Annotated in this window: 13 protein-coding genes; 11 read left to right on the top strand and 2 right to left on the bottom strand. The window is 45.4% G+C overall.

Features of this window, described 5'->3' with window-relative positions:
• Nucleotides 1–14: 14 nt before the first annotated feature.
• The 9 genes from G633_RS0115695 (at nt 15) to G633_RS0115655 (ending at nt 7,315) form a co-directional block, all read left to right on the top strand.
• On the top strand, nt 15–1,019 hold the full coding sequence (locus tag G633_RS0115695; RefSeq protein WP_022768518.1) for an AAA family ATPase: 1,005 nt from the start codon (nt 15–17) through the stop codon (nt 1,017–1,019).
• Complete coding sequence (locus tag G633_RS19570) at nt 1,019–1,900, top strand: DUF58 domain-containing protein (RefSeq protein WP_022768517.1); 882 nt, start codon at nt 1,019–1,021, stop codon at nt 1,898–1,900. Before G633_RS0115695 ends, G633_RS19570 begins: the two co-directional genes overlap by 1 nt.
• A complete protein-coding gene (locus G633_RS0115685; protein WP_207638117.1) occupies nt 1,884–2,384 on the top strand; it encodes a hypothetical protein in 501 nt (166 codons plus the stop codon). Before G633_RS19570 ends, G633_RS0115685 begins: the two co-directional genes overlap by 17 nt.
• A complete protein-coding gene (locus G633_RS0115680; RefSeq protein ID WP_022768515.1) occupies nt 2,375–3,484 on the top strand; it encodes a vWA domain-containing protein in 1,110 nt (369 codons plus the stop codon). Before G633_RS0115685 ends, G633_RS0115680 begins: the two co-directional genes overlap by 10 nt.
• The gene (locus G633_RS0115675) at nt 3,481–4,446 is read left to right on the top strand and encodes a vWA domain-containing protein (protein WP_026520500.1); all 966 of its coding nucleotides are present in this window, start codon (nt 3,481–3,483) and stop codon (nt 4,444–4,446) included. The genes G633_RS0115680 and G633_RS0115675 overlap by 4 nt, the downstream gene beginning before the upstream one ends.
• Before the next feature lie 2 nt (nt 4,447–4,448).
• Complete coding sequence (locus G633_RS0115670) at nt 4,449–5,240, top strand: tetratricopeptide repeat protein (protein ID WP_022768513.1); 792 nt, start codon at nt 4,449–4,451, stop codon at nt 5,238–5,240.
• Between the two features lie 156 nt (nt 5,241–5,396).
• The gene (locus G633_RS0115665) at nt 5,397–6,437 is read left to right on the top strand and encodes a hypothetical protein (RefSeq protein ID WP_022768512.1); all 1,041 of its coding nucleotides are present in this window, start codon (nt 5,397–5,399) and stop codon (nt 6,435–6,437) included.
• 18 nt (nt 6,438–6,455) lie between these two features.
• The gene (locus G633_RS0115660; protein ID WP_022768511.1) at nt 6,456–6,977 is read left to right on the top strand and encodes a peptidylprolyl isomerase; all 522 of its coding nucleotides are present in this window, start codon (nt 6,456–6,458) and stop codon (nt 6,975–6,977) included.
• Entirely contained in the window at nt 6,974–7,315 is a 342-nt protein-coding gene (locus G633_RS0115655) for a hypothetical protein (protein ID WP_026520499.1), read from the top strand. The genes G633_RS0115660 and G633_RS0115655 overlap by 4 nt, the downstream gene beginning before the upstream one ends.
• Before the next feature lie 516 nt (nt 7,316–7,831).
• Here G633_RS0115655 and G633_RS19565 read toward each other — a convergent pair.
• On the bottom strand, nt 7,832–8,620 hold the full coding sequence (locus G633_RS19565) for a hypothetical protein (protein WP_026520498.1): 789 nt from the start codon (nt 8,618–8,620) through the stop codon (nt 7,832–7,834).
• Between the two features lie 326 nt (nt 8,621–8,946).
• Between G633_RS19565 and G633_RS0115645 the strand changes: the two genes are divergently transcribed.
• The gene (locus G633_RS0115645; protein WP_026520497.1) at nt 8,947–11,235 is read left to right on the top strand and encodes a hypothetical protein; all 2,289 of its coding nucleotides are present in this window, start codon (nt 8,947–8,949) and stop codon (nt 11,233–11,235) included.
• Nucleotides 11,236–11,247: 12 nt separating this feature from the next.
• A complete protein-coding gene (locus G633_RS0115640; protein WP_026520496.1) occupies nt 11,248–12,888 on the top strand; it encodes an ABC transporter substrate binding protein in 1,641 nt (546 codons plus the stop codon).
• On the opposite strand, the gene G633_RS0115635 is transcribed toward G633_RS0115640, so the two are convergent.
• Nucleotides 12,868–14,091 (bottom strand): substrate-binding domain-containing protein, encoded by a 1,224-nt coding sequence (locus G633_RS0115635; RefSeq protein ID WP_026520495.1) that lies wholly within the window; start codon nt 14,089–14,091, stop codon nt 12,868–12,870. The two genes, G633_RS0115640 and G633_RS0115635, sit on opposite strands and share 21 nt — an antisense overlap.
• Nucleotides 14,092–14,198 lie beyond the last annotated feature (107 nt).

The following is a 14,198-nucleotide window of genomic DNA, read 5'->3' as shown; positions in this document are numbered from 1 at the left end:
AACGGAGAAATAAAATGGAAGTACAAAGCAGCAATATAACAATTACAGAAGAGGAGTTTGGCTATTCACAGGAAGTAATAAGAAAGCTTTCAGATTACTTTGACGCCAAGGTTGTAGGCCAGCAGCAGCTTAAGTTTTCGCTGATCGGATCAATCCTTGCAGACGGACATATCCTTATTGAGTCTGTTCCCGGTCTTGCCAAGACCACAGCTGCCAAGGCAATTTCAGATGCCGTTGACGGTAAGTTTGCAAGAATCCAGTGTACACCTGACCTCCTTCCGGGCGATATCATCGGAACCCAGATCTACAACCAGGCAACCGGTAAGTTTGAGAATATCTTAGGACCTGTATTTGCTAATTTCGTTCTTCTTGATGAGGTAAACCGTTCCAGCGCCAAGACTCAGTCTGCCATGCTTGAAGCCATGCAGGAGAAGCAGGTAACCATCGGTGGAAAGAGCTATCACATGCCTGAGGATATCTTTATTGTTATCGCGACTCAGAACCCCATCGAGCAGGAAGGAACCTATCCTTTGTCTGAGGCCCAGACTGACAGATTCCTGATAAAAGAGGTTATCACATACCCTACAGCTGCTGAAGAAGTTGAGATCTTAAGCCGTATGGAGACAGGTGCTATATCACGTGTTGATCCGCCTGTTCTTACAATCTCAGACGTTGATAAGGTTCAGGAGATTGTAGATAAGGTTTATGTTGATAATGCTATTAAGTGGTACATCTCAAGCATAGTTGTTGCCTCCAGACGCGCAGGACAGATCCAGGGTCTTGAACTTGGAAGATATGTCCGCATCGGAGCAAGCCCACGTGCTTCCATCGCATTCCTTAAGATGGCCAAGGCAACAGCACTTATTCAGGGCAGAACCTATGTTACACCTGAGGATGTAAAGCAGGTGAGCCACCAGGTTCTTCGCCACAGAATCGGACTTAACTATTCAGCAGTAGCAGATAACGTGCCTGTTGAGGCAGTTATCGACGGACTGGTTAATTCAGTAAAGGCACCGTGATGAAGATTGATTATGAGTATTTATCCAAGATAAGGAGAGCAGTAGCTCTTTATACAAAGAGAAAGACCTCCAATATTCTTGACGGTGACTTCCATTCGATTCACAGAGGAAGGAGCCTGGAGTTCGATGATCTCAAGGAATATGCCATCGGAGATGACGTCCATGATATTGACTGGAAGTCTTCATCCCGCATGGGTTCTATTCTTGTGCGCAGATATATGACCGACAGAAGGCACAATGTCATGTTCATCTGTGACAGGGGAAGCAAGCTCCTTGGTGACACCACGGGAGGTGAATCCAAGAAAGAGCTCATGCTCATGACTTTCGGGACCCTTGCCTACATCGTAGGAAGAAACGGTGCGGATTATGCCCTTGCATATCCGGAGGATCAAAACACCAGCATCAGCTACTTTAAGTCAGGTACTGATCACCTGGAGAGCCTTCTCTATGATTATGAGAAAAAGGCCGAGACAGACTCTGTGCGATCCATTCCGGATACTATTACTGAGATTTTAAATACGGTACATAAGAGGATGATCATATTTCTTTTGACCGATATGGAAGGCCTTGCGCAGCTAAGCGATGGACTTGTCAGGAGCATAACCAAAGAGCATGATCTTCTTGTTATTAATATTGATGACGCGTTCCTTACAGGCGATACGGTATTTGACAGTGATCTGAGCCGCTACGAGAGGTTTTTCCTCTCTCACAGCAAGGCTCTTCACGAGGAAGAATTACGGCAGAGAGAAGAAATCTACGGTATGGCGTCAGAAATCTGCAAGCGCAACAAGGCATGCCTTACTACAATTGCAAGACAGGAGCAGATAATAGACAGCACGATTGCGCTTCTTGAAAGGTATAGAAATGGTTACTACGGTTAAATTGCAACATCCATTTGAATATAGCTGGTGGGTGACTTTAATTGCAGTGGTTTTAGGGGCAATTGCCCTTACGGCCATTGTCTTTTTCCTTATTAAGGTTTTTAATGCTCTTCGGAAAAAGAAGGAAGTCCCAAGGCCTGCAGCAAGGAAGATAGCAATGTCTCCCGATATGATCTACAGGGTCAAGAATCAGTATATTGGCAGGGTTCAGGCTCTTTTGAACAACTATACACAGAATAAGGTAGATAAAAGAGAAGGATACCAGCAGCTCAGTGCACTGATAAGGGAGTTTGTGCATGAGGTGACCGGTATCAATGTTGAGAATTTTACCATTAAGGAAGTAAAGGCATTTGGGATCAAGAAGCTGGACGTCCTTATGGAGGAGTATTACGTGCCCGAGTTTGCCGAGGATGAGAAGGCAAAGGACAAGGACTTTGCAGAGTCCTGTAACAAGGCAGTGGGAGTGATCAAAGCATGGAGTTAATGTATCTAAACGTTGTCATCATCGGCATGGTAGTCCTGGTGGCAGCGCTTCTTGTTATTTACTTAATATACAGGCGGCAAAAGACAAGCTACAGCACCGGTATCAAGGCGGCTAACACGGGAAGGATCAGAAATTCCAAGCTCTACAGAAGCCTTAACATAAGGTACAGGGTTTTGACTGTCATTATGCTTGTCGGAATGATCCTTAGTATTGTTGCATCTCTTTTCCTGGCAGCAAGGCCCTACAGGACCGACGATGTTGTGAGCGGTGTTAAGAAAAGAGATATCATCCTGTGTTTGGACGTTTCCTATTCGCTATATGACCTTAACTCAGAGATCACGGATTATCTTAAGAACGTGGTAGCCGGTCTTGAGGGCGACAGGTTTGGAATCAGTATTTTCAATACTTCCTCGGTTACTTATGTTCCGCTGACGGATGATTATGACTATGTAATTGACAGGCTGGATGCCCTTCACGAGTACTTCATGATGCAAAAAGAGTATGAGGAAGAATATCTTCAGCTATACGAGACCTTAGGTGAAATCCCGGATGATAAGCGTCAGAGATTTGATGAGCTTCAGGATAAGCTTGACTACTTTGAGGCGGGAACTTTATACGACAACTACTACAGAGGATCCTCTCTTATCGGAGAAGGCCTTGGCACAGCGTTATACTCTTTTCCCTACCTTGGTAATTCAGAGAGGACCAGAGTTATCATCATGTGCACGGACAATGAGCTGAATGTCTATGGCAGAGAGGTTCTTAATTTAAAAGAGGCGTCGGAGTATTGCAAGAAGAACAAGGTTACCGTGTTTGGAATCTTCCCTTCAGAGGAGAAGTTCTATATGCCTGAGGAGTATGATTATTCCTCATGCTTAAACGGCTTTAAGAGCGCTGTGGAGACCACGGGAGGTAAGTTCTACATAAGAACCAAGTCCCAATCTGTATCCGAGATTGTGCAGGATATTCAGAAACAGGAAGCAATGCTGGTCAAGATCGTAATGACCAGACAGACAGTGGACCTTCCCAGAGTTCCGTTTATCATCATGTTTATTTGCCTTGCGATTGGCTGCATGGCAGGATTGGTATTACAGAAATGAGCATACAACCTATTTTTCCGCTGGGAACAATGCTGGCAGTATTTGCTGTATTGTTCGGAGTAACAGCGTATCTTGTAATTAAAAATAAAGCAAAGACAGGAGACAGGATTGGTACCCTTGCGCGTTTGACGATCATCTATGTTCTTGCGCTTATCATTGGCATGAGACCTGTCATGGTCGAGACCAAGTACGAGTTTGCAACCAAGAACCTGGACGTTTTATTCATCATTGATAACACCATCAGCATGTGGGCTCAGGACTACAACGGCAAGAAAGAGAGAATGACAGGCGTCACCAAGGATGTGAACTATATCATTGATGAGCTTGCAGGTAGTAACTTTGGCCTTGTGACCTTCGATGATACTGCGCATGTTCTTGCGCCTTTTACACAGGACCTTCAGTATATCAGGGATCTGCTGGATACCTTTGAGAGTCCTGACAGTTACTATGCCAAGGGAAGTGACCTTTCAATTGCCTATCAGGACATAGAGAGCCTTCTTTTGTCCTCCAACAGGAAAGAGAACAGGAAGACAATTGTCTTTTTCATAAGCGACGGTGAGATCACTAACGGAAAAGAGCTTAAGGACTACAGCGAACTTGCTCAGTACGTGGACGCAGGTGCTGTTCTTGGCTATGGTTCTGAGAGTGGCGGTAAGATGAAAAACAACTACGGAAATCACTATATCTATGATTACAGCACCCATAAGGATGCTGTATCAAAGATTGACGAGACTAATCTTAAGAAGATCGCAGAGGGTCTCGGCGTTGAATACATGAACATGAATAACGGTAACTCATCACTTATGGGAAGTGTTGAGCTTATCAAGGAGAGCAGCAAGACCATCATTGAAAGCGGAGATGGTGCAGAGGTCAAGAAGGATATCTACTTCATCTTTGCATATCCGCTTATGCTTATGGTGCTTATCGAGATAATACTGGTAGCAAGAAGGGGGAGGTTGTGATCATGAGAAGAATTCCTCTAAAGTATTATTTTATCGCGCTTGTTGGAATAATAATCCTTATCGTTGCAATTATGCTTGGATCAAGGCTTATTACCAATCATTTGTTTGTACAGGCTTATAACAATGAAGAATATGATACCGAAGCCGAGGAGAAGCTCCTTAAGATGAACTTCCCCGAGAGCTATGTTCCTTACTATAATCTGGGCAATGCAGCGTACAAAAAGGGCGATTATAATTCGGCGATTGCTTATTACACCAAGGCTTTGGAGAACTATCCGCCTGAGGATAAAGACTGCCTTATCAGAATCAATATGGCGCTGTCACTGTGCAATACCATCGATTTCTATAACCTTGATTCACAGGAAAAGATTGATACAGCTCTTTTCATCCTGTACAAGGCAAGAGATCTGCTTCTGGAAAAAGGCTGCGCCAGTGACGAGGGCGAGGGACATAATGCCGATGCCCAGCAGCTCAAAGAAGACATCGATGCCATGATCGAGAAGCTCAAAAACCCCGACAGTGGTAACAACTCCGATCAGCCACAAGAGGACCCTCCACAGGAGAATAATGACGGCGACTCTTCAAACAGTGGCAAGAGCGGAAACGACATGGAAAAGAGGATTCAGAAAGAGCTTGAGGAGAACAAGAAGGACGCCTTAGAGGACAGGAAGGACCAGCAGGATGATCTGGAAAAGTGGTCTGACTACATCGGCGGCGACGAGGACGGCTCCGGAGCCGGCGGTGATGAAGACGGCGAGGGCTCAGGCACAGGTGGACAGAATAACCCGTGGTAAGAGCACGAATAATCCAAAGCGATTGAAGAAACAGATGAGTAAAAAGATTATTATGAAGGCGTGATCTCTGACTTCACAACATACCACAATATGATGTATAATTAAGCTGTAAATTGGTAATATATTGTGTGTGAATGTTGTGAAGGGGGATTGTCTATGAAGAAGATAAATGCAATATATCTCAGTGTGATTTTGTTGCTGTCTTGTGTTGTTTTAGGATTGGGACGTTTCCCTGCAAGAGCCGTTGCCTCTGAAACAACCTATTCCGGAACGGTTTCTGACAAGACTACAGCAGATAAGCTTTATCTCTCAACCAGTGGAGGTACGGTTGAGATTAAGCTCGATGGTAACACAGAGATAGTTAATGCGAGATTTCTTTTACCCGGTAATTCAGTTACAGCTAACTGCTATACAGGCAGTGATGGGTACTGGCACGCATCTAAGATAACCGGAAATTCTTCCGTTGGAAAAGTTGCTATAGATAATTCAACCAAGGCGACTGTAAAGGGTACAATTGCCAAGGGAACTACTGAGGAGATGCTTTATCTGGTGGTTGATAACGGAACCATGCAGATCAAGATAGATGAGAGCACAGATGTAAGCGGTGTTAAGTTCCTCATCATCGGCAAGACAATTCAGGTTGTGGTTGCCAGAGGGTCAGATGCATATATGCATGCCCTTTCAATTTCTGATGTGGCAGGAGCTTCTACTTCATCAGGATCGTCGACAGGTGTTGCTGCTTCTGGATCAGGTATAAGCGGAACAGTTGAGAAAGGCACAACTACTTCGCTTCTTTACTTAAATACATCCGGTGGAACAATGCAGATAGTACTTGATCTTGCAACAGATGTAAGTGCTTCAAGAGTTCTTTTACCCGGACAGAAAGTTACCGTTAATTTCTACAGAGGGTCGGATGCCTGGAACCATGCTTCAAGGATTGTGAACAACAGCGCAACAGCAGCGCCTGAGGTTTCACTTGATTCAGGGGCTAGAGTTACCATTTCAGGTAGGGTTACAGGTGATACAACTGAGAACACATTATTCCTGAGTACAAGCGGAGGCGTAATGCAGATTAAGCTCGATGCAGCCACCAACTTCTCGAGATGCCCTGTTCTTCTTCTTGATAAGAATGTTCAGGTGACCTGCGATCGTGGCAGTGATGAGTATTACCACGCTGTATCAATAATTGCAAATTAAAAGGAGAATCAGAATTAAATGGCACAGAATCCAGTAGTTACAATCACAATGGAAAACGGAGATGTGATGAAGGCGGAGCTCTATCCTGAGATCGCGCCTAATACGGTTAACAACTTCATCTCTCTTATCAACAAGAAGTTCTATGACGGACTGATCTTCCACAGAGTTATCAAGGGCTTTATGCTTCAGGGCGGAGATCCTGAAGGAATCGGAATCGGTGGCCCCGGATACGGAATTAAGGGTGAGTTTTCATCAAACGGATTTAAGAATGATCTTAAGCATACCGAGGGCGTGCTTTCTATGGCAAGATCCATGATGCCTGATTCAGCTGGCTCACAGTTCTTTATCATGCACAAGACTTCTCCTCACTTAGATGGCGATTACGCAGCATTCGGTAAGGTGATTGAGGGAATGGATGTTGTAAACAAGATCGCTGAGACCGATACTGACTGGAACGACAAGCCTGTTAACGAGCAGAAGATGAAGAGCGTTACTGTTGAGACATTTGGAGTAGAATACCCGGAGCCTGAGAAAGTATGATGAATCAAGATAATGAAAACCTAATCGACTTTGATTTTGAAATGCACCAGCAGGCTATTGATGAGGAAAACGAAAAGGCTAATCCGTTATGCCTTATAGCTATTGCTCTTGGAATCATGGGGCTATTGGGCGGCGTTTCCGGGAAAATTTCAGTATTTGTCATGTTCATGGTTGCCGGATGTTTGATGGCTGTTATAACGTGGGGGATATATCCTAAGAGTGATTTCGCAAAAAGGGTAGGCATTATATATATTTGCGGAGTGATACTCGGAATAATATGGATTGTTGCGACTATTATGGATGTGCTTAGTATCTTTAGGGATGGAATGCCTTTTTAAAAAGCAAGTGGAACACTTGCTTGAGCCGATTTGTGACTGGTGAGTGGTAAATAGGAGCCACGGCTTTGGGAATCTTTGGGAATTTCCGGTGCCGTGGCTTTTTTGTGGCAGGGGGGGAGGGTTCTGGTGGATTGACAGGTAAAAGAATTGCACAAAAGCTTTCTTCAAGCCTTGATTTATGGCAAGGAGGAGGGTTTTGGCAGATTTGACAGGTAAAAGAATTGCGCAAAAGTCTTTTTCAAGCTCTATTTTATGGCAGGGAGGAAGGCTTTTGGCAGATTGACAGGTAAAAGAATTGCACAAAAGCCTTTTTCAAGCTTTATTTTATGGCTGGGAGGGAGTTATCTGGCGGATTGACAGGTAAAAGAATTGCACAAAAGCCTTTTCCAAGCCTTGATTTATGGCAGGGAAGAAAGATTTTGGCGGATTGACTGGTAAAAGAATTGCACAAAAGTCTTTTCCGAGTTTTAATTTATGGCTGGAAGAGAGACTTTTAGCGGATTGACAGGTAAAGCATCAGAGGAAGAATTTCTTTATGATTTCTTCAACTAAGACGAAGTCCAGTGGATGCTTGCTGTCCTCATAGGTTGTGATGAAATTCACGCCTGGAAGATATCCGTCGCGGATGTAACGATACATTTTGAAATCCACGGTACTCTGATAACCGGGATCATCGCAGCGACCGAAGTGCTCCCAAAGAATTATCTGACCTGTCTTAGGATTCATGACTGTAAAGTCTGTTGCCATTGGATAACCATAGATATCATGTATTTCTTCATAACGATATGGTATGCCGTGAGAATATAAGATCTGTGCAATATTTGATTCTGATTTCGAACGAACGAATTCGCCTTTTGGCGCGGGCACTGTTAGATGCTCGGGATGGTCTGTACTTTTGTTATAGGGAAGATACTCCCAATTGGCCAGTACAGCATCATTGTTTACCAATAGCTTTCGGTATGGTGAACCTAATGAGAGGAGTGCTGATGGGTCAGTGACAACTCGATTCTTAATATAGTAATTTATGCAACTTAGCTCATTTTTCATGTCTGCTATTTGTTGTGAATAATAAAGCTTACGTGCAAGCAGCTTGGCTTCAGCAATATTCTTGTGCGAGAGATATTGACGTTGAGGATGCCCATTTTTCATGACTTGTTTGTAAAACTGTGGATACTTTTTATCTCCAATTTTGTGCTTGTAGCATACAAGCGTTTCTTTTGGCATTGAAGCTAGTTTGCTTTCTAGTTTCTTGATGGATGCTTCCAGTTCAAGCTTTCGCTCGATATAGATTTCTGTGTGATTCAATTTGTTGATTTCCTTTCTGGTGTCTTTTCTGACAAATGATTTATATAATGCATAACCCTTTAACAAAAAAGTTGAAATGTTCCTGCGAATGCAGGCGGACATTTGGCATGTGAGGCTGAGTGCCACACAAAGATTCGCCGAAAGACAATATAGCAAATGCAGATGCGGATGTAAACAACATTAAGGAAATCTTAAGAAATTTACGGAATAGCGGAATTTATAGAAAATTTACTATGTTTTCTGACGAATTTGGGCGATAATATATGTGTGTAATTCCGACTATTATTACTTTCAAATATACTTACTGGCATGAAAGGAGAATCAGCATGGAAGGCATGAGCACTCAGGATATTCTTAATGGACAGGATCTTTCGACTGCGAATGTGGATGATCTTTTGGCAGCTATGGGAGCAAATGAGGCTGCGCAGGCAGCACCTGTTGAGGAGGCACCTAAGCCTAAGCGCGGACGTAAGAAAGCGGCTGAGCCGGCACCAATAGAGGATATTCCTAGCCTTGATGCTATTATGGCCGGCGGTGCTGATGCTCCAAGTCCTGCGGAAACAGCAGAAGCTGATGCAATGGCAGCAGCTATGGCAGCGATGGCAGATGCCGGAATGGCGCCTGCAGAGGAGGCTCCGGCAGAGGAAGCTCCTGCAGCACCTGTTGATGTAGATGCAATGATGGCAGCAATGGCAAACGCTGAGACTGCAACCGATGTAGATGCAATGATGGCAGCAATGGCGGCAGCAGAAGAAGCGCCTGCAGAGGCTCCGGCACCAGAAGCAGCGCCGGTAGAAGAGGTTCCGGCTGATATAGATCCTGTAATGGCAGCCATGATGGCTGATGCAGCTGCAGCTGAAGCAGCCGCAGCGGCGGAGGCAACACCGGTAGAAATACCCGCAGATATACCTGCAGAAGCTCCAGCTGAAGAAGCCCCTGTGGATATGGATGCAATGATGGCAGCAATGGCGGCAGCGGAGGCAGCACCGGTAGAAATGCCCGCAGATATACCTGCAGAAGCACCGGCAGAAGAAGCCTCTGTGGATATGGATGCAATGATGGCAGCAATGGCAGCGGCGGAGGCAGCACCGGTAGAAATGCCCGCAGATATACCTGCAGAAGCACCGGCAGAAGAAGCCTCTGTGGATATGGATGCAATGATGGCAGCGATGGCCGCAGCAGAGGCTGCACCGGCAGAAGAAGCGCCTGCAGATATGGAAGCAATGATGGCTGCAGCGGAAGCAGCTCCGGCAGAACTTCCTGCAGATGCGCCTACAGTTGATACATCTTCAGATATGGAAGCAATGATGGCTGCAATGGCAGCAGCAACACCTGCAGCAGAAATGCCTGCAGAAGCGATGGCAGCAGATACGCCACCTATAGAAGCGGCACCTGCAGCAGAGGCGCCTGTAGATATGGATGCAATGATGGCAGCGATGGCAGCAGCAGAAGCTGAAGCACCTGTAGAGATGCCAGCTGATATACCTGCAGCAGAAGCACCTGCAGAGATGCCAGCAGACATCCCAGCAGACATCCCGGTAGAAGCACCAGCAGACATCCCGGCAGAAGCACCGGCAGACATTCCTACAGATGAAGCACCATCTGACATGGATGCAGTTATGGCAGCGATGATGGCAGCAGAAGCAGCACCTACAGAAATTCCTGCAGAGGCACTTGCAGAAGAAGTACCTTCAGAAGCAGATGCAATAATGGCAGCGATGGCCGCAGCAGAGACAGCTCCTGCAGAACTTCCGGCAGATGCTCCTACAGAGGACACATCTTCCGACATGGACGCAGTTATGGCAGCAATGGCAGCAGCAACACCTGCTACAGAAATGCCTGCAGAAGCAATGGCAGCAGATACACCGCCTATAGAGGAAGCACCTGCTGAGATGGATGCAGTTATGGCAGCGATGATGGCAGCAGAGGCAGCTCCTGCAGTTGAGATTCCGGCAGAAATGCCAACCGAGGAAATTCCTGCAGATATCCCCGCAGAAACTCCTGCAGAGAACCTCGACGCAATTCTTAACGCAGAAGTAGATGCCCTCATCGAAACACCTGCAGCAGAATCTCCGGCAGAGGAAGCTCCTGCACCTGAAACAGCAGACCTTGATCCCGTAGCAGCAGCTATGCTCGCAGCAGAACAGGCAGCAGCCGAGTCAGCACCAGACGAAGGAACCATTGCACCAGAAGAAGCCCCTGTGCCTGATGCAATTCCTGTACCCGAAGAAGCACCGGCAGCAGAAGAAGCAGCTGCCATCGACATAGATACCGAGGAAATCCCTCAGACTCCTGTTCCCATGGATATGGATGCAGCATCTGATGCTATGGAAGGCGCAGTAGAAGATATTGAGAGCTTCCTGGATTACGAGGACTACGAATACTTAACAGTAAAGAGTGATGGCAATACACTCTTCCTGATGAAGACAGCAGATAACAATGCAATGGCTATAGCATACGAAGGCAATGACTTTGACAGCCTTGAAACCGCTTATAACAAAGATGGCAAGACTACTTACAAAGATATCATGAATGCATTTGTAAAAGAGACCATAAGGAACGGCGGAAACAGTACAATCGTAAGGCATAAAGGATCAAAAGTTGTAGCCAGATAATGACGCTGAAAAATGAGAAAAACGACACAGATAATAAGGTATTTAATAACCTCATTTTTAATTCTGATTCTTGCTTTATCCTGCGCGCAGACATCCTGTGCGCAGGATAATTTCGAGCGTCAATTTCGAATTCTCTTTATTTCCTCTTACAGCTATTCTAACGCCACAGTTCCCGACCAGCTCGATGGTTTCGAAAAGGGGCTTGAAGGCATCAATGCAGAGATCACCTACGAATTCATGGACTCCGATGTGTATTACGGAGCCGTAGATATTATGAATTTCGACAAATACCTTAAGTACAAGGTCTTTTCGGCACGTAATTTCGACCTTGTGGTTGTGGCAGATGATCTTGCTCTCAGATATGCCATCAATAACAGAAACGTCATGTTCCCTGATCTTCCGATCGTATTCATGGGAATCAACAACAAAACCGAGGCTGTCACAGCCGCTGCAATGAAGAATTCCACCGGAATCGCCGAGAGTCCGGATTTTGAGGGAAACTATGCCCTTATGAAAGCTCTTTTCCCGGAGAGAGATCATCTTGTAGTTGTAGTGGATTCCTCCGTTGCCGGACAGGGCGATTATGTGGAGTTCATGAAGTTTAGCGAGAATCACCCCGAGCTTGAGTACAATATCGTGAACACTTCTTACTACACGGCAAACGGTCTTGAAGATGTCTTTCATGATCTTGGGGCAAAAGACATTATCCTGTTTTTGGACTTTTCTACGGACGGTGAGAGAAAGAGCTATTCCCTTAAAAACGCTGCTGATTTCATCAGTGAAACAGCACCCAGTGTTCCTATCTTCAGGCTTGCGTCTGCGGACATCGGACATGGGGTTCTTGGCGGAATTTCCTATTCCTTCTATGAGGCGGGCAGAACAGCAGGAGAGGCGGCTGCCAGCATACTTAGAGGTGAATCTGCAGATAACATACCTCTGCAGTCAAATACCATAACTGCCACATTCTTTGAACAGAAGGCCATGGATAGGTTTGGCCTGAAAAACTCTCAGTTGCCGGCAGGGTCTGTGATAATAAACGAGAGATGGAACTTTGCCAAGTTCTACCGCGACAACAAGATAATCAGTAATCTTGCAATTGTCATAGCACTGCTGCTCATAGTCATTATCACAATTCTCTATTCAACCAACAATCGCAGAAAGAATATGCTAAGGACAGACTTCCTGACGAAGATGCCTAATAGGATGAAGATCATTGAAGATATGAACCAGGCAATAAGCCAGTCGGAATCCTATGGTCTTATCATGCTGGACGTTGACCACTTTAAGAACATCAACGACACCTACGGGCATAATGTAGGCGATGAGGTAATTGTGGGAGTTGGTCAGAGACTAAAGAAACTTGCAGACAGGAATCTGACTTTTGCAAGGCTCGGCGGAGACGAATTCTGCGGACTATTCAAAGATCCCAGCCACGACAGAGCAGGGAAGATCTGCGAGGACATATTAAAGGCAACAAAAACGCCCTTCAAAACTTCGAAGGGCGATCTTGAGCTGACCGTAAGTATCGGATGTGCAATGTATCCGCTGGATACCAAGGATTCCGGAACGCTTATGGAATGCGCTGATAAAGCTCTTTATGTGACAAAAGAGAAAGGTCGAAACGGCTATACTTTATTCAACAGCGTAAATTAGACCTGAGGCATTTCGTGCATAGTACCCGGTATCAAAAAGTTCATCTTCAAGGTTATCTTTTGTGATGGTAATGGGGCTGAGCAGGAATGAAGTAACGACCTTACTTCCGTTGTCATAATCCGTGGTGTTATAGGAACAGTCAAAATCCCAGCCTGAGGACATTATCAGTTTTCCGTCGGGCTCTTCATCTTCGAGTATGGAAAGACCCAGGGCAACGGCCACAACCGATTCATCCCTGAGGGCTTTGAATACTGTCATGCTCTGCTTTCCCTCGATAATACTATAAATGTTTGCGACATCGGCATCCTGACCGGTGACTACAACGCTGTTTGTGCCGACATAATCGGATTCAATAGCTCTTGTGGCACCAAGGGCAGTTGAGTCGTTGGCACAAAGAACAGCATCCAGCTTAACACCCTCCGGATAGTAGGAGTTTAAGATGATCTGGAGTCTTTGCTGGGCAATATCAGTGGACCACTGAGCTGTAGAGGTTTCATAGAACCCCTGCTGGTTGGAAGGCACTGTAAGCTTACCGCTTTCAATGTAAGGCATCAGAGTATCAACAGCACCTCTGTAAAAGAACCTTGCGTTATTATCTACAGGATCTCCCGTTACAAACTCTATATTTTTGCTATCTTTTGAATTCTTAAGTCCAAGGGCTGCAATGATATATTCGGCCTGCAAAACCCCGACTTTGTAGTTATCATAGGAAACATAATAATCAACCGCATCCGAGTTCATCAAAAGCCTGTCATAGGCTATTATTTTGATGCCCTGAGACTTGGCCTTATCAAGGATTGATGAAAGGGCAGCGCCGTCAACAGCGGTTATTACCAAAAGATCGGCTCCGCCGTCTATCATGGAGCGGATGTCGCTGATCTGGGTATCTATCAGGTTGTTTGCATATTTTAATATTACTTCGCAGCCTTTATCTTCAAAATGCTCTTTTAAAAAGGTTCCGTCGTGATTCCAGCGCTCAAGGAGTCTGTCGGGCATGGAAATACCGACAACTGTTCTGCCGTCGTCTTGGCGAACATTTGCCGCACTGCCATCGTAGTCCGCACTCCCTGTAGGAGCTTCCCCGGCAGCAGGTTTCTGGACTGCCGGCTCGGTACCTATTTCCCCTGCAACAGGTGTGGAGCTGCAGGCTGAGAGTATCAGAGCAGATACAATTGTAATTATGATAAGTTTTGTCTTTTTCATAGTAATAATTATACCATCATAAATATTCAGTTTCCTTAATTTATAGATATTTTATGGACAAAAGCTCCCCAAAGCCATATAGTAGAACTATGCTTGGAAAACGCTTT

Source organism: Butyrivibrio sp. FCS006 (genome assembly GCF_000424525.1).
GTDB lineage: Bacteria > Bacillota > Clostridia > Lachnospirales > Lachnospiraceae > Butyrivibrio.
Note: the sequence above shows the minus strand (reverse complement) of the source record. Positions and strands in the feature narration are given on the sequence as shown.

Excerpts from the sequence above, each read along its gene's own strand:
- G633_RS0115640 (WP_026520496.1), top strand. The coding sequence starts at position 11,248 with ATGAGAAAAACGACACAGATAATAAGGTATTTAATAACCTCATTTTTA.
- G633_RS0115635 (WP_026520495.1), bottom strand. The coding sequence starts at position 14,091 with ATGAAAAAGACAAAACTTATCATAATTACAATTGTATCTGCTCTGATA.
- G633_RS19570 (WP_022768517.1), top strand. The coding sequence starts at position 1,019 with ATGAAGATTGATTATGAGTATTTATCCAAGATAAGGAGAGCAGTAGCT.
- G633_RS0115665 (WP_022768512.1), top strand. The coding sequence starts at position 5,397 with ATGAAGAAGATAAATGCAATATATCTCAGTGTGATTTTGTTGCTGTCT.
- G633_RS0115660 (WP_022768511.1), top strand. The coding sequence starts at position 6,456 with ATGGCACAGAATCCAGTAGTTACAATCACAATGGAAAACGGAGATGTG.
- G633_RS0115655 (WP_026520499.1), top strand. The coding sequence starts at position 6,974 with ATGATGAATCAAGATAATGAAAACCTAATCGACTTTGATTTTGAAATG.
- G633_RS0115675 (WP_026520500.1), top strand. The coding sequence starts at position 3,481 with ATGAGCATACAACCTATTTTTCCGCTGGGAACAATGCTGGCAGTATTT.
- G633_RS0115695 (WP_022768518.1), top strand. The coding sequence starts at position 15 with ATGGAAGTACAAAGCAGCAATATAACAATTACAGAAGAGGAGTTTGGC.
- G633_RS0115670 (WP_022768513.1), top strand. The coding sequence starts at position 4,449 with ATGAGAAGAATTCCTCTAAAGTATTATTTTATCGCGCTTGTTGGAATA.
- G633_RS0115685 (WP_207638117.1), top strand. The coding sequence starts at position 1,884 with ATGGTTACTACGGTTAAATTGCAACATCCATTTGAATATAGCTGGTGG.
- G633_RS0115680 (WP_022768515.1), top strand. The coding sequence starts at position 2,375 with ATGGAGTTAATGTATCTAAACGTTGTCATCATCGGCATGGTAGTCCTG.
- G633_RS0115645 (WP_026520497.1), top strand. The coding sequence starts at position 8,947 with ATGGAAGGCATGAGCACTCAGGATATTCTTAATGGACAGGATCTTTCG.